The following is a 20,555-nucleotide window of genomic DNA, read 5'->3' on the forward strand; positions in this document are numbered from 1 at the left end:
ACCGAGGAGATTCGGGGGGTCGCCCGATGACGCTCGGCACCAATCACGACTGGTGGCCAAACCACCTGAAGGTGGAACTCCTCGACGAGAACGCGCGTGATGTCGGACCGCTCGACGAGGAGTTCGACTACGCCGAGGCGTTCGAGTCGCTCGACCTCGACGAGGTGAAGGCGGACATCGAGGACGTGATGACGACGTCCCAAGACTGGTGGCCGGCCGACTACGGTCACTACGGGCCGCTGTTCATTCGAATGGCGTGGCACAGCGCAGGGACGTACCGCACCTGGGACGGCCGCGGCGGCGCGTCCGGCGGACGCCAGCGTCTCGCCCCCATCAACAGCTGGCCGGACAACGTGAACCTCGACAGGGCACGCCGACTGCTCTGGCCGGTCAAGCAGAAGTACGGCCGCGCGCTCTCGTGGGGCGACCTCATCGTCCTGACCGGCAACGTCGCGCTGGAGTCGATGGGCTTCGAGACGTTCGGCTTCGCCGGCGGCCGCGAGGATTCGTTCAAGGGCGACGACGCGGTCAACTGGGGTCCCGAGGACGAATGGGAAGGTGCCTCCCTCGACCGCTTCGACGAGGAGGGCGACCTCGAAGACCCGCTCGGTAACACCGTGATGGGGCTCATCTACGTGAACCCGGAAGGCCCGCAGGGCGAACCGGACACCGAGGGGTCGGCTCACAACATCCGCGAGACGTTCGGAAACATGGCGATGAACGACGAGGAGACGGTCGCGCTCATCGCGGGGGGCCACACCTTCGGAAAGGTCCACGGCGCGGACTCCGGCGACCATCTCGGCCCCGACCCCGAAGCCGCACCCCTCGAAGAACAGGGTCTCGGCTGGGATAGCGACCACGGCGAAGGGAAGGGTCCGGACACCATCACCAGCGGCATCGAAGGGCCGTGGACCACCGCGCCGATCCAGTGGGACATGGGCTACATCGACAACCTGCTCGACTACGAGTGGGAAGCCCACAAGGGTCCCGGCGGCGCGTGGCAGTGGCGGCCGGTCGACGAGGAGGCAAAGGGAACCGTCCCCGACGCCCACGACTCCGACGAGTCGGTCGACCCGATGATGCTCACGACCGACATCGCGCTCAAGAGGGACCCCGACTACCGTGAAGTCCTCGAACGTTTCCAGGACGAACCGGCCGCGTTCCAAGAGGCCTTCGCGAAGGCGTGGTACAAGCTCATCCACCGCGACCTCGGGCCGTCGTCCCGGTTCCTCGGTCCGGAGGTCCCGGACGAGGAGATGATCTGGCAGGACCCGCTGCCCGAAGCCGACTACGACCTCATCGGAGAGGAAGACGTCGACGAACTCAAGGGGAAGATTCTCGACTCCGAACTGTCCACCTCCGAACTGGTCAAGACCGCATGGGCGTCGGCGTCGACGTTCCGCGGCAGCGACAAGCGCGGTGGCGCGAACGGGGCCCGTATTGGCCTCGAACCGCAGAAGAGCTGGGAAGTTAACGAGCCGGAACAGTTGGAGAGCGTGCTGATGACCCTGGAGGGGATTCAGGAGGACTTCAACGAATCGCAGTCCGACGGGACGAGAGTGTCGCTCGCCGACCTGATCGTTCTGGGCGGCTCCGCGGCCGTCGAGAAGGCGGCTGCCGACGCCGGATACGACGTGGAGATTCCGTTCGAACCGGGACGAACGGACGCCACGCAGGACCAGACCGACGTCGAATCCTTCGACGTGCTCAAGCCGGACGCCGACGGGTTCCGTAACTACCTCGGCGGGGAGCACGACCGTAAACTGGAGGAGATTCTGGTCGACGAGTCGGAACTGCTGAACCTGACCGCGTCCGAGATGACGGTGCTGCTCGGTGGCATGCGCACGCTCGGCGCGAACTACGAGGACAGCGACCTCGGCGTCTTCACCGACGAACCGGGGACGCTGACCAACGATTTCTTCCAGACCCTGCTCGGCATGGACTACGAGTGGGAACCGGTCTCGGACGACGAACGGGTCTTCGAGCTTCGCGACCGGGAGACGGGCGAAGTCGAGTGGGAGGCGACCCGCTTCGACCTCGTCTTCGGTTCGAACTCCCGACTCCGAGCCGTCTCCGAAGTCTACGGTGCCGACGACGGCGAGGAGAAGTTCGTGAGCGACTTCGTCGACGCGTGGAGCAAAGTGATGAAACTCGACCGCTTCGACCTCGAGTAAGCGGGTCGCGAGTCGTCGGTGACGGCGCTGCAAACCGACGCGCCGATATTTTTCTCGCGCCGTTCGCGCGTTTCCGTTCTCGATTTCGCGCACGAAGATGTAAGAGTCAATACAGAACTGCGCTTCGGGAAGGGTTAATGTGCCGACGATTCACATTCATATTCGATGACAGGAGAGTTTTCCCTCGAAGCCCTCGCACGCCTCCCGGAGTTCAACCATCCGGCGGCGTCACCCGACGGCGAACGGGTCGCCGTCTACTACGACGACACCGGTCGCAACGAACTCCACGTTATCGACGTGGCGTCCGGCGAGATGCGGCGGGTGAGCGACGGCGAGGTTCCGCGAAACGCGCGGCATCCGTTCATGTGGGCACCGGACGGCGAACGCGTCTACTTCCATCTCGACGATTCGGGCGACGAGCAAAACGACATCTGGGAGATGGACCTCGACGGCAACGCCGCGCCGGTCGTCGAGGACTCCGGACAGTGCATGCTCACCGACGTTCACGACGGGAAACTGCTCTACGTGAGCAGCGTCGGCGGGCAGATGAACCTCTATCGCTACGACCGAGAAACCGAAACGAACGAGCAACTCACGGAGTACGAGTTGGGCGTCTATTTCGCCTCCTACGGTCCCGACGGCGACCGGATGGTCTACATGACCAACGAGTCGGACGACATGACCAACATGGACGTGTACGTCGCCGACGCCGACGGATCGAACCCGCGAAACCTCGAACTCGGCATCGACGGCAGCGAGAGCCACTTCGAGGATTGGTCGGCGGACGGGACGGAACTCCTCGTCTCGGACAACGCGGACGACAAGACGCGCTGTGGAATCTACGACTTCGAAACGGAGTCGGTCGAGTGGTTCGGCGACGGCGAGCACGTCGAGGAGGCCGTCGCGTTCCTCCCCGACGGAAACGGCTTCCTCGCGCTTCGGACGCGCCGTGCCGCCGTCGTTCCACTGGTGTACGACGTCGACGGAACCGCGACGGAACTCGACCTGCCGACGGGCGTGGCGTCGTTCCCCGAATACGGTGACGCCGCCCTCCTCGGCGACGGACGCGTACTGGTCGAGCAGACGACGCCGACACAACGCCCCGCGCTGCTCGTCCACGACATCGAATCGGGCGAAACCGAAACGCTCCTCGAACCGGTCTACGACGACGTCGACCCCGAGTCGTTCACCGACGCGGAGTACGTGACGTTCGAGTCGCACGACGGAACCGAAATCGGTGGCCTGCTCTACGACTCCGGCGAACGCCCGTCCAAAGCGGTCGTGAAGGTCCATGGCGGCCCGCCGGTACAGGACCAGCGGAACTTCAAGCGGCGGACGCAGTTCTTCCTGAGCCGCGGCTACTCGGTCCTCGAAATCAACTATCGTGGGTCGGCGGGTCGCGGACGCGAATTCAAAGAGCGACTCATCGGCGACTGGGGCGGCGGCGAACAGGACGACGTCGCCGAGGGAGCGCGATGGCTCCGCGACAAGGACTGGATAGACGAGGACGCACTCCTCGTGTACGGCGGCTCCTACGGCGGCTACAGCGCCTACTGGCAGATGGTCCGATATCCCGAACTGTACACCGCGGGTATCGCGTGGGTCGGCGTCACCGACCTCCACGACATGTACGAGAACACCATGCCGCACTTCCAGACCGGACTGATGGAGAAGTACCTCGGCGACCCCGAAGAGAACCACGACCTCTACCGGGAGCGAAGTCCCGTCGAGTACACCGAAAACCTCGGTTCGCCGCTCCTGATGGTCCACGGCGTCAACGACCGACGGGTGCCGGTTTCCCAAGCGAGACACTTCCGCAACGCGCTGGAAGAAGACGGCTTCGAGGAGGGCGAAAACGGCGACTTCGAGTACGAGGAACTCGGCGAGGAGGGACACGGCAGCACCGACATCGAACAGAAGATTCGGTCGATGGAACTCGTGGCCGAGTTCCTCGACCGTCGGGTGGCGACGAGGAAGGACGTCAGCGCCCGCTGACGACCGCCAATCCGTGCGCCGTCGTCCGCTCGAACTCGGTCGGCCACTCGTCGCCAACCGCTTCCCACGTCGTTCCGGCGTCCTCGGTTCGGTAGATGCCGCGGTTGTTGACGGCGTACAGTTCCCCGCCCGAGTCGCCCGACTGGAAGACGGTCCGGGTAACGCCCTCCCCGGTCGGAAGGCCCTCCAATCGCTTCCACGGTTCGCCGTCCCGTTTCCGCGAGACGATGGAGTCCGCGGAATCGACGTTGTGGGCGGTTCGCGGCCCCGTCGCGCTGGAGAGGAGGACGGTGTCCGGGTCGTCCGGTGCGAGGGCGACGCTCCAGCAGTAGCGGCGGTCGAGACCCCCCTGCGGGTACTCCCACGTCTCGCCCCCGTTTTCGGATTCGGCGTAGCCGTCTCCGGCGGCGGACCAGACCTGTCCCGGCGCGTCGGGATGAGTCGTCAAGGAGTGGTTGTCGATGCGGGCGGTCGGCACCTTGTCCTCCCACGTCTCGCCCGCGTCGTACGTCTGGACGAGCGCTCCCGCTTCGATGCCGACGTAGAGGTGGTCCGGGTCGTACGGGTCGGGTTCGATCCACCGGACGTGGTGGGTGTGGGGGCGGGGCGGAAAGGACCAGTTCGGTTCGGAGGGCAGGTCGGTCAGTCCGTCGCGGTGGTCCCACGAGTCGCCGCCGTCCGTGCTTCGATAGACCGCACTGGGTTCCGTGCCGACCCACACGGTGTCCGGGTCGGAGGGGTCGACGGCGAGCGACATCACCGACTCGGGAATCGTCCCCTCGCCGACCGATTCGAACGAGTCGCCGCCGTCCTCGCTTCGGAAGAGACCGGCGTCGAACGTGCCACAGAAGACCCGTTCACCCGTCGCAGCGACGCACTGCAAATCATGGTCCGTCAATCGAACGGAGGAGGTTCCGTTTTCATCGAGGACGAACAGGCCGTTTCGCATCGCAGCGTACAGTCTCATGAATAGTATTACGTCTTCCACCCGCCTGAATCTGTGGATCCAGTAACAATTTTTCTACAGGAGTGCGTTTCAGGAAACTGTTTACCGTCTCTCGTCCGAATCCCGATTCGATGTCTCGCCTTTCGGCCATCTACAAATACTACTGCTACCAAGCGACCGTCTCGTTCGGGTTCTTCTCGCCGATATTCACCCTGTTCCTCCTGTACCGCAACCTCGATTACACGCAAATCGCGCTGCTGAGTACGCTGTACACGACGCTGACCATCGTCGGAGAGATACCGACGGGCTACGTCGGCGACCGAATCGGCCGCCGTGACAGTCTCGTCATCAGTTCGGTCTGTATGACGCTCTCCATTCTCGGCTTCGTCGTTGCACGGTCGTTCCTCGCGCTCGCGGTGCTGTACGTGCTCTGGACGCTCGCGCTCGTCTTTCGCTCCGGGAGCGACGACGCGTGGCTCTACGACCACCTCCGCGCCGAACTCGACGCGGACGAGTTCGCCCGCGTCCGCGGCCGTGGCATGGCCGTCAATCGCGCGGTGACGGTCGTCACGGTGCTCGGCGGCGGCGTGCTGTACGAACTCGACCCGCGATTACCGTTTCTCGCCTCCGGCGTGCTGAACGGCGCTGGCGTCGTCGTGCTGTCGACGCTCCCCCGAAATCGAGGATACGGCGACGCCGACAGCGACGACGTCCTGTCCCCCTCCGACGCCGTCGGCGTCATCCGTCGTCACCTTTCGGTTCCTCCGCTTCGGTCGTTCGTGGTCTACGTGGCGCTGTTCTTCGCCGCGGTCGGGGTGGTCGAGAGCTACGTCCAACCCATCGCGACGGGTCCGCTCGGGATTCCAGTCGAACTCATGGGGCCGCTGTATGCCGGGTTCACGCTCGTCTCCGCGGGGGTGAGCTACTACGCCGGAGCGATAGAGGAAACCGTCGGACTCCGAACGACGACCCTGCTCGTCCCCGTACTCCTCTGTGTCTCGTTCGTTCTGCCGGTGTTCGCGCCCCTCCTCGCCCTCCCGATGTTCGTCGCCCGAACGGGGTCGAACACGCTCCTCCGACCGCTGGTCAACCAGTACATCAACGACCACTCGGAGTCGGTCGGACGGGCGACCATCCTCTCGGCCGCGTCGATGGCCTACGCGGCGCTACGGCTTCCCCTCACTCTCGTCGGTGGGTTCGCCGCCGACGCGTATTCGCCGCTGGTCACCGTCGCTGCCGTCGGGGTCGTGGTCCTCGTCGGACTCGCGCTGGTCGCCCTCTGGGGGTCGCCCGTCCAAGCGGGGACGGAAACGACCAGTACGTCGTGAGAAACACGCACCGAGTTCACTCGACGGGACGTGACTGGTCCCTCTCGACCGTTCGCGGCGGTTCCCCGTCCCGCCTCGTGATGTACCCCGCGATTTTGTTGCGGACGCTCTTCGAATCGACGTTCGTCAGGACGGTCACACTCTCCTTGTTCCGGTCGAAATCGTCGGTGAACGCGTTCGGGTATCGCTCCAACAGGATACCGCCCACTTTCTTCACGTAATCTGGTTGGACTGGCATTGGAACGTCGTCAACCCACTCCGGCAAAACCGTTGGGGTGCCGCCGCGACCGGAAAACGGGGTAAAATCGTCAGTCCGATGGACTGCACCACCCGTTGATTTATCGACCCCGACCGACCGAGGATTATAGGGGCATCGGGAACCAACGTCGCTGACGTGACACGAATCGCAGTGACGGGTGCCGGCGGCAACGTCGGGAGGGAGTCGCTTTCCGCCCTCGAAGGGTTCGACGTGACGCCGCTCACTCACAGCGAACACGACGACATCGACAGCGTCCTCTGTGACGTGACGGACTACGACGCGCTCTCGGATGCGTTGTCCGGTCACGACGTTGTGGTACACCTCGCCGCGAACCCGTCACCTGATGCGGACTGGCGGAGCACCGTGGACGTGAACATCGAGGGGACGCGGAACGTCTTCGAAGCGGCGCGCGAACACGGGATTCGGCGGGTCGTCTTCGCCTCCTCGAACCACGCCGTCGGGATGTACAACGCGGCGGACAAGACCAAAACGGAGACCATGACGTCCGACACGGCCGAACCGATATACCACGACGATCCGCCGCGCCCGGACTCCTACTACGGCGTGAGCAAAGTGACCGGCGAGGCGCTGGGAACCTACTACGCCGACCGCTACGGTATCGAGGTCGTCAACCTCCGAATCGGCTGGCTCATCCCCGAGGCGGAGCTTCGGGAAACGCAGGACGAACCGGAGGAATACGCTCGATTCGCTCGCGCCATGTGGCTCAGTCCGCGGGACTGTCGCGACGTGATTCACGCCGCCGTCACGGCGGACCTCCCGGAACCGACCGTCACCGCCCACGCCACTTCCCGGAACGACGAGCGATTCCTCTCGCTCCTCTGGACCGAGCGTGCGTTGGGCTACCGCCCACGGGACGACGCGGCGGAAGTCCTCGACTGAGGGTTCATGGATACGAAACCGACCTACTCGGTCGGGCGAACGCCCGTCAGCCGTCGCCCCAGCCACGTCACGACGACCGCGAACAGGTAGTACGTGACGAACAGTCCGACCACCCACAGCGTCTCTCCGCCGCCAATGACTCCATCGAGGGCGTAGGCCGCGTTTTCCAGCCCCCACGGAGCGTCGTAGAGGAAGAGCATCACCAGATACGACGGGATGAACAGAAGCCGCCAGAGGAGGGAGCTGTAGATGTCGAGGACGGCGGGCAGTTGCGACGTGAGCGCGAGGAAGGCGAACAGGAGAAGCGTCGGACGGGCGAACCACACCGACGGTGTCGGTGCGGTCGGTAGCGGTGTTTCATCCATACCATCCGTACGTATTCGAACGGCTTTACGTCGCGTCCGGTCGGCCGTGACAGGGGCTGTCGGCCGCGACAGCCCCGTTCAACGCTCCTCCATTTGCGGTGGACCGTCGGACTGCCGTCGTGCGCCGATGGTTTTCGGATGGGGGTTCTCCCCGCGTTCCGCCATGCCGAGATACAGCGCCCCGTTGACCAACCCGACGTGACTGAACGCCTGCGGATAGTTCCCCAGCAACCGCCCCGACTCCGGGTCGATTTCCTCGGCGAGGAGGCCGAGCGGGCTCGAGTGGTCACAAACCGATTCGAACACGTCGCGCGCCTCGTCGACGCGTCCGGAGAGCGCCAGCGCGGAGACGAGCCAGAACGAGCAGATGACGAAGGTTCCCTCCTCCCCCGGCAGGCCGTCCGTACCGTTGTAGCGACGAACGAGGCCGTCGTCGTCCGCTTCGAGGCGGTCGCGGACGGCGTCGATGGTGTTCTGCACCCGCTCGTCGTCGAACGGAAGAAAGCCGACGATGGGAATCAACAACGCCGTGGCGTCGAGCGATTTCGAGTCGTAGGATTGGGTAAAACTCCCGACCTCGTCGTCGTACCCGCGTTCGAGGAGTTCGCCGCGAATCATGTCGCGGGTTTCCTCCCATTCTGCGGTCGGGGCGTCGAACTCCCACTCGTCGGCGATTCGCAGGCCGCGGTCGATGGCGACCCAGCACATCACCTTCGAGTGGACGAAGTGGCGAGGGCCGCCGCGGACCTCCCAGATTCCCGCGTCGGGGTCGTCCCACACGTCGCAGACGTGTTCGACGATGCCGCGAATCGCGTCCCAGTCGTGGGACGAGAAGTCGTCGGGTTCGGCGGTTTCGAATATCGCCAAGAGGAGTTCGCCGAACACGTCGAGTTGTCGCTGATCCTTCGCCGCGTTGCCGACGCGAACCGGGGTCGAATCGCGGTAACCCGAGAGGTGGTCGAGCGTTCGCTCCGTCAGGTCGGGGTCGCCGTGCAGTCCGTACAGCGGTTGGAGTTGGGTCGGATGCTCGGCGTGGCTGAGATTGAGAAACCAATCGAGATACGCGTCGGCCTCGGCGGTGTGGCCGAGGTTGGCGAGCGCCTGAATCGTGAACGCGGCGTCGCGAATCCAGTTGTAGCGGTAGTCCCAGTTTCGTACCCCGCCGGGGTTCTCCGGGAGCGAGGTGGTCGGTGCGGCACAGATGGCCCCCGTTTCGCGGTGGGTGAGCAGTTTGAGCACCAGCCCCGACCGAATCGCGAGGTCGTGTGCCACTCCGCTGAACGTACAGACGTCCGCGCAGGAATGCGCCCAGTCGTGCCAGAACTCGACGGTTCGATGGAGTCGTTCCTCACAGTCCTCCGAGACCGCCTCCCTCGTCTCCTCGTGGGACAGCACGAACCACGTCGGTTCGTCCGCCGACACCGACCACGTGGCGCGCGCCGTCGCTTCGTCCACCTCGAACCCGACGCCGCCCGAGAGGAAGATGAACTCCTCATCGTCCGTTCCGCTACCATCGTCCGTAACTCGAATCCCGTTCTCGACGGACTCCACGAACGTCTCCCCGCGGGCGTAATCGAGTCGTGGCTCGAACGTCAGTTCGAGTTCGACGCTCCCCTCGACGGACGCCACCTTGCGGTAGACGGCACGCTCTATTCCGTCCTCCCGAACGGGCATGAAATCGAGGACGCACACCGTGCCGGAAGCCGTCTCGAACGTCGTCCGCAACACGTTCGTTTCGTCCAGATACGACTGTTCCGCGTCGAACGGTTCGGTGGGCTGAATCCGCCAGTAGCCGCCGTCATCGGCGTCCAAGAGGCTCGCGAACGAGCTCGATGATTCGACGTGGGGCATGGGGAGCCACTCGATTTCGCCCTCGTCGTTCACCAGCGCACAGGTCTCCAGATTGCCGATGAGTCCGTACCGTTCGAGGGAGGGGTAGCGAGTCACCGTTTCGCACCTCCGAAAAACTGCGTCATACTGACAATTCGACCGAGAAGCGAATTGAAGCTTTGGGCGGATCACCGTTCATATTCGGGCCGGGTCGGCGTACGTTTTTATGCGATGACGGGGGCACTCCGGGCCACCGTGGGACACCGAGCACTCGTCGCCTACGAGCGACCGGACGGCCGCTACGACCGCCACTACGCCCATTGGGGTGCGACGGACCTCGCACTGCGCCACGAAATCGCGGCGGAAACGCCGTTTGCTGACGGCAACGGAAAACGAAACCCGAACCGATGGACCCCGGCCATCGACCCGACGCCCCGAGAACGGGCGCTGTCGTTCGAAGATGCCGCCACGTTCGATTACCGGGCGTACGAGGCGTTCTACGTCGTCTCTCTCGCGTGGGACGTCACCGCGTTCCTCCCGCTGTGGTTCGGCACCACGGACGACGAACCGCACGCTGGCGTCCTCGTCGAGGTGGATTCTGAGAACGATGCCGAACGCGCCCGTCGATGGTTTCGCGCGACGAGAGCGGTAGTTCGGGACATGGTTTGTCGCGAGGCCCTCGACGAACCGGAGGTACACGACTACCTCGACGCACGCGTCAGCGAGTGGACGGGAAGCCGTCGGGAGGTGATTTCCGTGCGCTGATGGCAATCGGTTTTTATCCGACTACCATCTACCATCCGGCAGTGACGCAGACGAACGACATGGACCCCGCCACGCTTCGACGGCCGACGCACGGCGAGGCGCTGGCACACGTCGAGACGGCCGTGGAACGGGGCGACCTCGTGACCCTGTTCGGCCGTTGTACCGTCGACTACGACGGACGCGCGGAGAGCTATCTCGGACCGGGCGACCGCCTCGTCGTCCTCAAACCCGACGGAACCACGCTCGTCCACACCGAGGAGGGACAGAAACCGGTGAACTGGCAACCGCCGGGCGGCATCCTCGCCGCCGAACTCGTGGACGGCCAGCTCCGCGTCGGCAGTCGGCGAACGAACCCCAGCGAATCGCTCGAAGTCCAGTTCGAACGCCTCGTACAGGTGTCGGCGTTCGACGTGGCCGACGCGAAGGAGCTGTCGCTCGCGGGAACAGAGGAGGACCTCCGCCAGCGAATCTTGGACGACCCGGACCTCGTGGAAGCCGGGTTCACGCCGCTCGCAACCGAGCGCCAGACGGCGGCGGGTGCCATCGACATCTACGGCAAGGACGCCGACGGAATCACGATGGTCGTCGAACTCAAACGGCGGCGCGTCGGTCCGGATGCGGTGGGGCAACTCCGGCGCTACGTGGACGCCCTCCACCGTGACCTGCACGCAGAGGCCGAGGTTCGCGGCGTCCTCGTCGCGCCGTCAGTGACGGAGCGCGCCCGCAACATGCTCGCCGAAAGCGGCTTGGAGTTCGTCCCGTTGGAACCGTAAAACAGCGGTATCTCAATCCAACTGCCTTTTCAGCCTATCGAGCAGTTGCAACGCTTCGAGCGGCGTCGTATCGGCGACGTTGGTTCGTCGGAGTTCGGCCAGTACGTCGTCCGAAACGGACGAGGCGGACCAAGAGGGGGCGGAGTCGGTCGAGTCGGTATCTCGGGAATCGGAAGCTTCCTCCGCCGCATCCACATCCTCGCTTTCGGCCAGCAACTCCTTCGAGCGTCGAATGACCGTCTCCGGAACACCTGCGAGTCCCGCGACTTCGACGCCGTAGGACGCCATCGTCGCACCTTCGGAGATGTGGTGTTCGAAGACGACGTCGCCGTCCCGCTCCGTCGCGCCGAAGTGGAGGTTCGTGGCGTTCGGGAGTTCGTCGGCGACGGCGGTGAGGTCGTGGTGGTGCGTCGCGAAGAGCGTCTTCGCGCCGATTTCGTCGTGGACGTGCTCGGTCACCGACCGGGCGATGGCGAACCCGTCCGTCGTACTCGTTCCGCGACCCACCTCGTCCAACAGAATCAGCGACCGGTCCGTCGCGTCGCGGAGGATGTCCGCGAGTTCGGTCATCTCGACCATGAACGTCGAACGGCCGCCCGCGATGTCGTCGCTTGCGCCGACGCGGGTGAACACGCGGTCCACCAGTTCGAGGTGGGCTTCGTCGGCTGGCACGAAGCTGCCGATCTGTGCGAGGATGGAGACGAGCGCGACCTGCCGCATGTACGTCGATTTCCCGGCCATGTTCGGCCCGGTGATGACCGCCAGCGTGTCGTGGTCGAGGTGGGTGTCGTTCGGGACGAACGAGGATTGGGTTCGCTCGACGACGGGATGGCGGCCGTTTCGAATCTCGATTCCCTCGGGAACGATTTCGGGACGCGCGTAGCCGTGCTTCGCGGCGACTTCGGCCAGCGCGACGAGGGTGTCGAGTTCGGCCAGCGTCTCGGCGAGCGACTGCACTCGTTCGGATTCCTCGGCGACGGCCTCGCGAACCTCGCAGAAGAGGTCGTACTCCAACTCGTCGGCGCGCTGTTCGGCACGGACGATTTCGTCCTCGCGCTCCTTGAGTTCGGGCGTGTAGAACCGCTCCGAATTTTTCAAGGTCTGCCGTCGCGTGTAGTCCTCGGGCACCTTGTCGAGGTTCGGGTCGGTGACTTCGATGTAGTAGCCGTGGACCTGATTGTAGCCGACCTTGAGCGATCCGACGCCCGTCCGCTCGCGTTCGCTCGCTTCGAGGTCGTCTATCCACGCCTTGCCCGAGCGTTCCGTCTCGCGGAGGGTGTCGAGTTCGTCGTCGTAGCCCGACTTGATGACGCCGCCCTCGGTGATTTCGATGGGGGGTTCCTCGGGGATCGCGCGGCCGATTCGGTCGCGCACGTCGGCCATCTCGTCCAGATTCGCGTGGAGCGTTCGGAGCTTCGGCGATTCGACGCCTTCCATCGCCTCGACGATGTCGGGAACCACGTCGAGCGTCGCCTTCAGCGAGCGCAAATCGCGGGCGTTGGCCCGACCACGCGAGACGCGCGAGATGAGGCGTTCGATGTCGTAGACGTTTCGAAGCAGGTCGTGAACCTCCTCGCGTGCCTGCACCGCGGTCGTCCACTCCTCAACGGCGTCGAGTCGGTCCTCGATGCGGTCGCGTTCCAGCAGGGGGCGGCGAAGCCAATCCGTGAGTTTGCGACTCCCGAGGGCGCACGCCGTTTCGTCCAAAACGCCGACGAGGGTTGCTTCCTCCCGACCGTGGACGGCACGGGGGGAGAAGAGTTCGAGGCTCGTGAGCGCGACCGCGTCCAACAGCATGTACGAGCGCGGGTCGTAGCGCGTGAGGTGGTTGAGATAGTCGAGTCGGGTGTCCGCGACGTTTTCGCTTCCTTCCTCGTCAATTGCCCCTTCGCCGCCGCGGACGTACTCGGCGTAGGAGAGGAGCGCGCCGCAGGCCCGGATTTCGGCGTCGGTGGCGAGCAACCGGTCCGGCGGGCCGAAGTAGTCGGAAACGAGGTCGCTCGCGCCGTCGATGCCGAACGTGGCACCCTCGTACTCCGTCACCATGCAGTCCGCGTCGAACACGTCGGGCGTCGGCGTATCGTTCGCATCGAACGCGGGGGCGACGATGGCTTCCGTGGGCGCGAACCGCTCCACTTCGTTACGGACTTCGCCCTCGGTTTCGACCGTCGTCGCGTAGAAGTCCCCCGTCGAAACGTCGAGGACGGCGAGGCCGTAGCCGTCGTCGTGGGCGAGGCTGGCGACGAAGTTGTTGTCGTCGCCGTGGAGCAGTTCGTCCTCGGTCAGCGTACCTGGCGTGACGACGCGGGTGACGGCGCGTTCGACCACGCCCGAGGCGTCGGCCGGGTCCTGCACTTGGTCCGCAACCGCGACGCGATAGCCCGCCTCCAACAGCGCCTCGATGTACGATTCGGCGTTGTCGATGGGAATTCCGGCCATCGGATACGTCCCCGTGTTGTCCTCGCGTTGCGTGAGCGTGATTTCGAGAATCCTCGAACAGCGCTCGGCCGCCTCGCAGAACGTCTCGTAGAAGTCGCCGACCTGAAACAGTACCATCGAATCGTCGTACCGGCGACACAGCTCGAAGTACTGGCGCATCATCGGCGTCAGCTCGTCGCTGTGTTCGGCCATCTTCTCGGGTGCCCCCAACGCCGCGTCCATGGGTGTGACCCAGTTCCCGCACGGCAATAAGCCACCGGAATCGGGGCGCGAGTTTCCGAATTCGGTCTACTATTCGTCCGTGAAGGCCACGTCGTAGAGGTGGTAATCCGCCGTGGCGAGTTCGAGCGCCCCATCCATGTGTTCGCGCACGTCGGGGCGCTCGAAGATGGCCTCGTAGGCGGCTTCGCTCTCCCACTGGGCGTAGTTGACGACCCGTTCTCCGTCCCGGCTTCGGTGGATGTTCGCGGAGACGAAACCGGGGAGGTGGCGCATGGTCTCCTCGGTGGCGTCGGCGAGGAGGGAAACGAGTTCGTCCTGTCGCTCGGGAGCCACCGTGAATACGTTGATGAGGGTCGTTACGTCCGTTTCCGTGTCGATAGTCGTCATCGAATCGTCTTCGTCACACCGACGGAAATACGCTCCTGCCGACCGCTTCCGTCCGTTTCCAGTGGAGTTAAGTGGAGTCGGCCTCTCGGAAGTGAAGGTTACCGATGGACATCAGGACAGGCCTCTCGTACGGCGATGTACTGCTCGTTCCGCAACGCTCCCCGGTCGATAGCCGGAGCAACGTCTCTCTCACGACGAATCTGACGCCGAACCTCGAACTCGACGCGCCGGTTCTCTCCGCGCCGATGGACACCGTCACCGAGACGGACGCCGCGAGCGCGCTCGCCGAGATGGGCGGTCTCGGCACGATCCACCGCTTCATGGGCATCGAGGAACAGGCCGAACAGGTCCGTTCGGTGAAAACGGCCGGTGGACGGGTCGGTGCCGCCGTCGGCATCAACGAGGAGTTCATCGACCGGACGGAGGCCACGCTCGATGCGGGCGTGGACTGCGTCATGGTGGACGTCGCCCACGGTCACATGGAGCGCTGTCTGGACGCCGTGTCCGAAATCAAGGCGGAGTTCCCGGACGCCGAACTCGTCGCCGGAAACGTCGTCACGCCCGAAGCCGTCTCGGACCTCTACTCCGCGGGCGCGGACGGCGTGAAGGTCGGCGTGGGTCCCGGTTCGCACTGCACGACCCGGAAAGTCGCCGGTGCGGGCGTCCCCCAACTGACCGCCGTGGACGACTGCTCGGAGCGGGCGGACGAGTTGGGAATCCCTATCGTCGCCGACGGCGGTATCCGCACCTCCGGCGACGCAGTGAAGGCGCTCATGGCCGGTGCCGACACGGTGATGATGGGAAGCTTCTTCGCCGGAACCGAGGAAGCACCCGGCGAAACCGTGACCGTGGACGGGCGGACGTTCAAGCGCTCCCGCGGCATGGCCTCCACCGCCGCGAACGCGAACCGCACCGACAAGGACCTGACCCCCGACGCCGACGAGGGAATCGAAGGCCTCACCGCGTACAAAGGCCCGCTTGCCGACGAAACCGAAACCTTCCTCGCCGGAATCCGCTCGGGACTCAGCTACTGCGGCGGCCACGACATCGCCGCCGCACGGGAGAACGCCCAGTTCATCCGAGTCGCCCCGAGCGCGCGGGAACGGGAAGGCGCTCATTCGGTCTTCGCGGACGTGAAAACGGAAGCGGAGAAGGAAGCGCTGGCCCCGTTGCAGTAATCCCCATACGTCGCGCATTTCGATTTTCGATATGGCGCGCGCTGGTGGAGCGACACGGCCACTCTCGGCCGTGTCGCTCCGCTGATAGCGTGCGAGGGATGAGCATCGTAGCGAAGCGAGAAGCGCAATCGGTTGGGGAGGGAGTGGCTGATGCGGTGCTGTGCGGAAGCGGTGCGGGTGGGAATGAAAGGGGCCACCCGGTCGCGCTTGCATGGTTGCTGTGTGGGCAACTATTCTGGCCGAACATGGCGGAGAGGCCAGAATATCCTGCACAGCAACCGCGAGCGGGCGGGGGCTTTTGAAGACTTCTTCTCTGTAACTGCAATCGCAAAACAACCAACGTCACTTCGAAGCGAGCGTGGCGGGAGCTTTCGGAGACCACGTTACAGTGTCGCCGTTTGCAAAGTGATCACCGGAATCCGTCCGTTATGAATCTCTCACGGAAACCTCCGATACGGTTCCACGAATCAGCACGGATTTGTGCGCCGCCGAAATACCACCGGTATGAGCGACCTCGGGAAGATAGACCGCGACTTCTTCGACGAGCACATCTATCCCTACCTCGGCGCGGATCGCGACGACGAACTCCTCGGGCCGAAACACGGCGTGGACTTCGGCGTCATCGAGCTTGGCTCGATTGCCAGTCGGACGGAGTCCGACGACGCGATTGAACTGGGCGACCAAGTCGTCGCGCTCGCCACCGACCCCCTCTCGCTCCTGCCCGAATTGGGATTCGAGCGGGCGGCGTGGTTCGCCTTCCACGTCGTGATGAGCGACGTGGCGGTGAGCGGTTTGCGTCCGACCCATCTGGCGGTGGATTTCAACCTCCCGCCCGAAATCACCGACGAGGAGTTCGCCACGGTGTGGCAAACGTTCGACCGGGAAGCGAAGAAATTGGGCGTCAGCGTCGTCACGGGCCACACCGCGAGATATTCGGGGTGTCAGTATCCGTGGGTCGGCGGCGCGACGACGCTCGCGGTGGGGGAGAAGGAGAACCTCGTCCGGCCGGACGGCGCACGACCGGGCGACACAGTGCTGGTGACGAAGGGACCGGGCGTGGAGACGGCGGGGTTCCTCGTAACGCTGTTCGAGGACCGGATCGACCTTCCCGAGGGGACCATCGCGGACGCGAAAGAGCGCTTCTACGACATGAGTCCGGTCGAGGACGCGCTGGTGGCGGCCGAGGCGGGACCGGTCACTGCCATGCACGACGCCACGGAGTGCGGGATTCACGGTGCGTTGGTCGAGATGGCCCGCTCCGCAGGGGTCCGATTCGACGTGAGCCACGACGACGTGCCGATTCTGCCGGGCGTGTTGGAAGCCTGCGAGTTCTTCGATATCGACCCGTGGGCGTCCACGACCGAGGGGACGCTCGTGCTGACGGTCGCGTCGGAGGGCGCAGAGGACGTGTTGGCCGCGTTCGACGACGCCGGAATCCCGGCGGCCGAAATGGGGACGGTGCGCGAGGGCGAAGGTGTATACGTCGACGGCGACCGAATCGAACATCCCGACGTAGACCCCTCGTGGCAGGTGTTCGCCGAGTTGTCGGGCGAACGGGAGTGAACACCACGGATAAATACCACAAAGTAATATCCCAGACTGATGAGCGAGTTAGGCAAAGTGGACGGCGAGTTCTTCGAGGAGTACATCTTCCCGCACCTCGGCGCGGAGCGAGACGACGTGACGCTACAGCCACAGCACGGCGTGGATTTCGGCGTCATCGAGCTCGGCTCGATGGCCAGTCAGACGCAGTCTGACGATGTAGTAGAAGCCGGCGGCAACGCGATAGCGATGGCGACGGACCCCATCTTCGTCATGCCCTCGCTCGGGTTCGAGCGGGCGGCGTGGTTCGCGTTCCACATCCTGATGAGCGACGTGGCGGTGAGCGGTTTGCGTCCGACCCATCTGGCGGTGGATTTCAACCTCCCGCCCGAAATCACCGACGAGGAGTTCGCCACGGTGTGGCAAACGTTCGACAGGGAGGCTCAAAAACTGGGTGTTAGCGTCGTCACGGGGCACACGGCCCGGTATGCGGGATGCAACTACCCGATGGTCGGCGGTGCCACCGCGATGGCCGTCGGCGACCCCGAGAAGGTCGTCCGACCGAACGGTGCACGGCCGGGCGACAAAGTGGTGCTCACGAAGGGTCCCGCCGTCGAAGCGACCGGCCTGTTGAGCAACCAGTTCGAGGAACTGATGGACCTCCCCGAGGGAACCGTCGAGGACGCCAAGGACCGATTTTACGACATGAGTCCGGTCGAGGACGCCCGCATCGCGGCGGAGACGGGCGACGTGTCGGCCATGCACGACGCCACGGAGGGCGGCGTCCACGGCGCACTGGTCGAGATGGCGACCGCGAGCGGAGTTCACCTCGACGTGAGCCACGACGACGTGCCGATTCTGCCGGGCGTGTTGGAGGCCTGCGAGTTCTTCGGCATCGATCCGTGGGTGTCCATCAGCGAGGGGACGCTCCTGCTGACCGTGGCACCCGAGGACGCGGAACGTGTCGTTTCCGCGCTGGACGACGTCGACATCCCCGCGGGAATCATCGGCGACGTGCGCGACGGGGACGGTGTCACCGTCGATGGGGAGGAGATAGCGCATCCCGAGGTGGACCCCTTCTGGGCCGCCTTCGAGGAGTTCATGGAGAAATCGACGTGACCCGAAACGCCGCACCGGTCGGGATTCCCGTCGCGCTGACCATCGCGGGAAGCGACTCCGGCGGCGGGGCGGGGATTCAGGCCGACCTGAAGACGATGGAAGCCCACGGCGTGTTCGGTACCAGTGCAATCACGAACGTCACGGCACAGAACACCCGCGGCGTGGAGGGGTTCGCCACGCTTCCCGTCGAGGAAATCGAGGCCCAATGCGAGGCCGTCCTCTCGGACTTCGACGTGCGAGCGGTCAAGACCGGCATGCTCGCCGAAGCACCCGTCGTTCGGAGCGTCGCGGCGCAAGTCGCCGACGTGGACGTCCCCGTCGTCGTTGACCCGGTGATGGTCGCCGCCTCGGGCGACCGACTGCTCGATTCGGCGGGCGAGGAAGCCTACGTCGACCTGTTCGAACACGCGACGCTCGTCACGCCGAACGCCGAGGAAGCCGAGGTGTTGACGGGTATCGAACCGACCGACGACGGGAGCGCCACGGAAGCGGGAGAAGCGCTCCTCGAACTCGGCGCGGATGCCGCCCTCGTGAAGGGTGGCCACGTCCCCGGCGAGACGGTTCGGGACGTGTTGGTCACGGACGACGGCGCGACGGCCTTCGAACACCCGCGAATCGACACCGACGCGACCCACGGGTCGGGATGCACGCTCGCCAGCGCCGTCGCCGCCCGACTCGCACTGGGCGACGACCTCGACACCGCGGTGTCGGGAGCCACCGACTTCATGGAGCGCGCGGTCCGCTACGCGGTCGACGTCGGCGAGGGACCGGGAGCGGTCCACCACCTCGCCGACCTTCGGAACCGAGCGGCACGGAACGACACGGCGGAGGCGGTCGAACGAATCGTCCGCTCCTTCGTCGAACGGGACGTGAGCGCGCTGGTTCCCGAAGTCGGAATGAACGTCGTCGCGGCGACGCCGTACGCCGAGAACGCGGGGGAGACCGCCGCCGTCGAGGGACGAATCACCCGCACCCTGTCCGGCGTGAACCCGAACCGCGGCGTTCGGTTCGGCGCGTCGAGTCACGTGGCACGGTTCCTGCTTTCGGCCCGCGAGTTCGATTCCGACCTTCGATTCGCCGTCAACTGCCGCTTCGACGCCGACGTGGAGGACGCCCTCTCGACGCTGAGCGGCGACGTCGCGGAGTTCGACCGCGACGCGGAACCCGAATCCGTGAAAGAGAAGGAGGGAAGTACGATGGGATGGGGCGCAAAGCGGGCCTTCGAGTCGGCGGACGGAACGCCCGTGGCGATAATCGACCGCGGCGAGGTCGGGAAGGAAGCCATCGTCAAACTGCTTGCGGCCGAGGAGGAGGAACTCCAACGACGGACGCTGGCGCTCCACTCCGCGTTGGAGGCGGGAGGGTCGTCGTGAACGCCGACGTCGGGATCATCCTCCCGCAGTACGGCGACGACTACGATATGGTCCGCGACGTCGCGCTCGACGCCGAAGCGTGCGGGTTCGACGCCGTTTGGCTCGAAGACCACTTCCAGTCGTGGGTCGGCGACGCCGAACGGGACACCTACGAGTGCTGGACGACGCTCTCGGCGCTCGCGGAGGCGACGGACGACATTCGACTCGGGACGCTCGTCACCTGTCAGGCGTACCGTCACCCATCGTTGCTGGCGAAGATGGCCGCGACGGTAGACCGCGTGAGCGACGGCCGCCTCGACCTCGGAGTCGGCGCGGGGTGGTACCGGGACGAGTTCGAGCGCTTCGGCTACGAGTTCCGCGAACCGCCCGCCGCGCGCATCGAACGACTGCGCGAAACGGTCGAGATTCTTCAGGGGTTGTGGACGAACGAGACGTACACCCATCACGGCGACCACTTCGATGTGGACGACGCGTTCTGTCGTCCGAAACCGGTGCAGGACCCGCACCCGCCCATCTGGGTCGGCGGCGGGGGGGAGCAGTTCACCCTGCGGTACACGGCCGAACTGGCCGACGGGTGGAACTACGGAACCCTCGACCCCGACGGCTTTGCCGAGAAGTTGGCGGTGCTCCGGAACCACTGTGCGGACGAGGCCCGCTACGACGACATCACCAAATCCGCGGAACTGTTCGCGTTCGTCGCCGACTCACGGGGCGAGGCGGTGGAAAAGCGCGACCGGTTCGCCGAGCGCCACCTGCCGGATGAACCGAGCGAACCGCGGGAGTTCTTTCTCTCGGGCTACGTGGAAACGGCGTTGGTCGGCACGCCGGACGAGATTCGGGCGGAACTGGAGCGTTACGAGGCGGTCGGGATGGAGGCGTTCATGCTGAGCGTCCCGGACGCGCCGCGCGACGACAGCGTGGCCCTGCTCGCCGACGAACTCGTTTGAATCGACGGTCGGC

17 protein-coding genes are annotated in these 20,555 nt (G+C 65.1%); 11 read left to right on the forward strand and 6 right to left on the reverse strand.

Annotated features, from left to right (window positions below; translation table 11 throughout):
* The first annotated feature begins 26 nt into the window (after window positions 1-26).
* Together katG and LJF34_RS08220 are read left to right on the forward strand one after the other, a co-directional pair.
* Entirely contained in the window at window positions 27-2,174 is a 2,148-nt protein-coding gene (gene katG, locus LJF34_RS08215; RefSeq protein WP_231184412.1) for a catalase/peroxidase HPI, read from the forward strand.
* 165 nt (window positions 2,175-2,339) lie between these two features.
* On the forward strand, window positions 2,340-4,169 hold the full coding sequence (locus tag LJF34_RS08220; protein ID WP_231184413.1) for a prolyl oligopeptidase family serine peptidase: 1,830 nt from the start codon (window positions 2,340-2,342) through the stop codon (window positions 4,167-4,169).
* Here LJF34_RS08220 and LJF34_RS08225 read toward each other — a convergent pair.
* Window positions 4,156-5,136: a hypothetical protein gene (locus LJF34_RS08225; RefSeq protein WP_231184415.1), complete on the reverse strand. Its 981-nt coding sequence runs from the start codon at window positions 5,134-5,136 to the stop codon at window positions 4,156-4,158. The two genes, LJF34_RS08220 and LJF34_RS08225, sit on opposite strands and share 14 nt — an antisense overlap.
* Window positions 5,137-5,246: 110 nt before the next feature.
* Between LJF34_RS08225 and LJF34_RS08230 the strand changes: the two genes are divergently transcribed.
* Entirely contained in the window at window positions 5,247-6,443 is a 1,197-nt protein-coding gene (locus LJF34_RS08230; RefSeq protein ID WP_231184416.1) for an MFS transporter, read from the forward strand.
* A gap of 16 nt (window positions 6,444-6,459) precedes the next feature.
* Here the strand turns inward: LJF34_RS08230 and LJF34_RS08235 are convergent, their stop codons facing one another.
* Complete coding sequence (locus LJF34_RS08235; protein WP_231184417.1) at window positions 6,460-6,681, reverse strand: 30S ribosomal protein S17e; 222 nt, start codon at window positions 6,679-6,681, stop codon at window positions 6,460-6,462.
* 156 nt (window positions 6,682-6,837) lie between these two features.
* Here LJF34_RS08235 and LJF34_RS08240 point away from each other — a divergent pair, with 156 nt between their 5' ends.
* Entirely contained in the window at window positions 6,838-7,602 is a 765-nt protein-coding gene (locus LJF34_RS08240; protein ID WP_231184418.1) for an NAD(P)-dependent oxidoreductase, read from the forward strand.
* Between the two features lie 23 nt (window positions 7,603-7,625).
* Here the strand turns inward: LJF34_RS08240 and LJF34_RS08245 are convergent, their stop codons facing one another.
* On the reverse strand, window positions 7,626-7,967 hold the full coding sequence (locus LJF34_RS08245) for a hypothetical protein (protein ID WP_231184419.1): 342 nt from the start codon (window positions 7,965-7,967) through the stop codon (window positions 7,626-7,628).
* A gap of 78 nt (window positions 7,968-8,045) precedes the next feature.
* Complete coding sequence (locus LJF34_RS08250) at window positions 8,046-9,914, reverse strand: glycoside hydrolase family 15 protein (RefSeq protein WP_231184420.1); 1,869 nt, start codon at window positions 9,912-9,914, stop codon at window positions 8,046-8,048.
* 138 nt (window positions 9,915-10,052) lie between these two features.
* Between LJF34_RS08250 and LJF34_RS08255 the strand changes: the two genes are divergently transcribed.
* Window positions 10,053-10,562: a DUF6735 family protein gene (locus LJF34_RS08255; RefSeq protein ID WP_231184421.1), complete on the forward strand. Its 510-nt coding sequence runs from the start codon at window positions 10,053-10,055 to the stop codon at window positions 10,560-10,562.
* Between the two features lie 59 nt (window positions 10,563-10,621).
* Entirely contained in the window at window positions 10,622-11,335 is a 714-nt protein-coding gene (gene nucS, locus LJF34_RS08260) for an endonuclease NucS (protein WP_231185054.1), read from the forward strand.
* Window positions 11,336-11,347: 12 nt separating this feature from the next.
* Here nucS and mutS read toward each other — a convergent pair whose 3' ends face one another.
* A complete protein-coding gene (mutS, locus tag LJF34_RS08265; RefSeq protein WP_231184422.1) occupies window positions 11,348-13,996 on the reverse strand; it encodes a DNA mismatch repair protein MutS in 2,649 nt (882 codons plus the stop codon).
* A gap of 69 nt (window positions 13,997-14,065) precedes the next feature.
* On the reverse strand, window positions 14,066-14,383 hold the full coding sequence (locus tag LJF34_RS08270) for an antibiotic biosynthesis monooxygenase family protein (protein ID WP_231184423.1): 318 nt from the start codon (window positions 14,381-14,383) through the stop codon (window positions 14,066-14,068).
* 104 nt (window positions 14,384-14,487) lie between these two features.
* Here LJF34_RS08270 and LJF34_RS08275 point away from each other — a divergent pair, with 104 nt between their 5' ends.
* The 5 genes from LJF34_RS08275 to LJF34_RS08295 all read left to right on the forward strand — a co-directional run bounded on the left by LJF34_RS08275 (window position 14,488) and on the right by LJF34_RS08295 (window position 20,542).
* Complete coding sequence (locus LJF34_RS08275) at window positions 14,488-15,561, forward strand: guanosine monophosphate reductase (RefSeq protein ID WP_231184425.1); 1,074 nt, start codon at window positions 14,488-14,490, stop codon at window positions 15,559-15,561.
* 504 nt (window positions 15,562-16,065) lie between these two features.
* Window positions 16,066-17,124, forward strand: a complete 1,059-nt coding sequence (locus LJF34_RS08280) for an AIR synthase family protein (RefSeq protein WP_231184427.1) — start codon at window positions 16,066-16,068, stop codon at window positions 17,122-17,124.
* Between the two features lie 39 nt (window positions 17,125-17,163).
* Window positions 17,164-18,222, forward strand: coding sequence for an AIR synthase family protein (locus LJF34_RS08285; protein ID WP_231184428.1), 1,059 nt, complete (start codon window positions 17,164-17,166; stop codon window positions 18,220-18,222).
* Window positions 18,219-19,595, forward strand: coding sequence for a bifunctional hydroxymethylpyrimidine kinase/phosphomethylpyrimidine kinase (thiD, locus tag LJF34_RS08290; RefSeq protein WP_231184429.1), 1,377 nt, complete (start codon window positions 18,219-18,221; stop codon window positions 19,593-19,595). Before LJF34_RS08285 ends, thiD begins: the two co-directional genes overlap by 4 nt.
* Window positions 19,592-20,542: a TIGR03560 family F420-dependent LLM class oxidoreductase gene (locus LJF34_RS08295; protein ID WP_231184430.1), complete on the forward strand. Its 951-nt coding sequence runs from the start codon at window positions 19,592-19,594 to the stop codon at window positions 20,540-20,542. Before thiD ends, LJF34_RS08295 begins: the two co-directional genes overlap by 4 nt.
* The last annotated feature ends 13 nt before the right edge of the window (window positions 20,543-20,555 follow it).

It is taken from the genome of Haladaptatus sp. DYF46, assembly GCF_021083305.1.
Lineage (GTDB): Archaea > Halobacteriota > Halobacteria > Halobacteriales > Haladaptataceae > Haladaptatus.

What these genes read in the sequence shown, in the direction of transcription:
- katG (WP_231184412.1), top strand. Translation starts at nt 27, where the DNA reads ATGACGCTCGGCACCAATCACGACTGGTGGCCAAACCACCTGAAGGTG.
- LJF34_RS08220 (WP_231184413.1), top strand. Translation starts at nt 2,340, where the DNA reads ATGACAGGAGAGTTTTCCCTCGAAGCCCTCGCACGCCTCCCGGAGTTC.
- LJF34_RS08225 (WP_231184415.1), bottom strand. Translation starts at nt 5,136, where the DNA reads ATGAGACTGTACGCTGCGATGCGAAACGGCCTGTTCGTCCTCGATGAA.
- LJF34_RS08230 (WP_231184416.1), top strand. Translation starts at nt 5,247, where the DNA reads ATGTCTCGCCTTTCGGCCATCTACAAATACTACTGCTACCAAGCGACC.
- LJF34_RS08235 (WP_231184417.1), bottom strand. Translation starts at nt 6,681, where the DNA reads ATGCCAGTCCAACCAGATTACGTGAAGAAAGTGGGCGGTATCCTGTTG.
- LJF34_RS08245 (WP_231184419.1), bottom strand. Translation starts at nt 7,967, where the DNA reads ATGGATGAAACACCGCTACCGACCGCACCGACACCGTCGGTGTGGTTC.
- nucS (WP_231185054.1), top strand. Translation starts at nt 10,622, where the DNA reads ATGGACCCCGCCACGCTTCGACGGCCGACGCACGGCGAGGCGCTGGCA.
- mutS (WP_231184422.1), bottom strand. Translation starts at nt 13,996, where the DNA reads ATGGACGCGGCGTTGGGGGCACCCGAGAAGATGGCCGAACACAGCGAC.
- LJF34_RS08270 (WP_231184423.1), bottom strand. Translation starts at nt 14,383, where the DNA reads ATGACGACTATCGACACGGAAACGGACGTAACGACCCTCATCAACGTA.
- LJF34_RS08275 (WP_231184425.1), top strand. Translation starts at nt 14,488, where the DNA reads ATGGACATCAGGACAGGCCTCTCGTACGGCGATGTACTGCTCGTTCCG.
- LJF34_RS08280 (WP_231184427.1), top strand. Translation starts at nt 16,066, where the DNA reads ATGAGCGACCTCGGGAAGATAGACCGCGACTTCTTCGACGAGCACATC.
- LJF34_RS08285 (WP_231184428.1), top strand. Translation starts at nt 17,164, where the DNA reads ATGAGCGAGTTAGGCAAAGTGGACGGCGAGTTCTTCGAGGAGTACATC.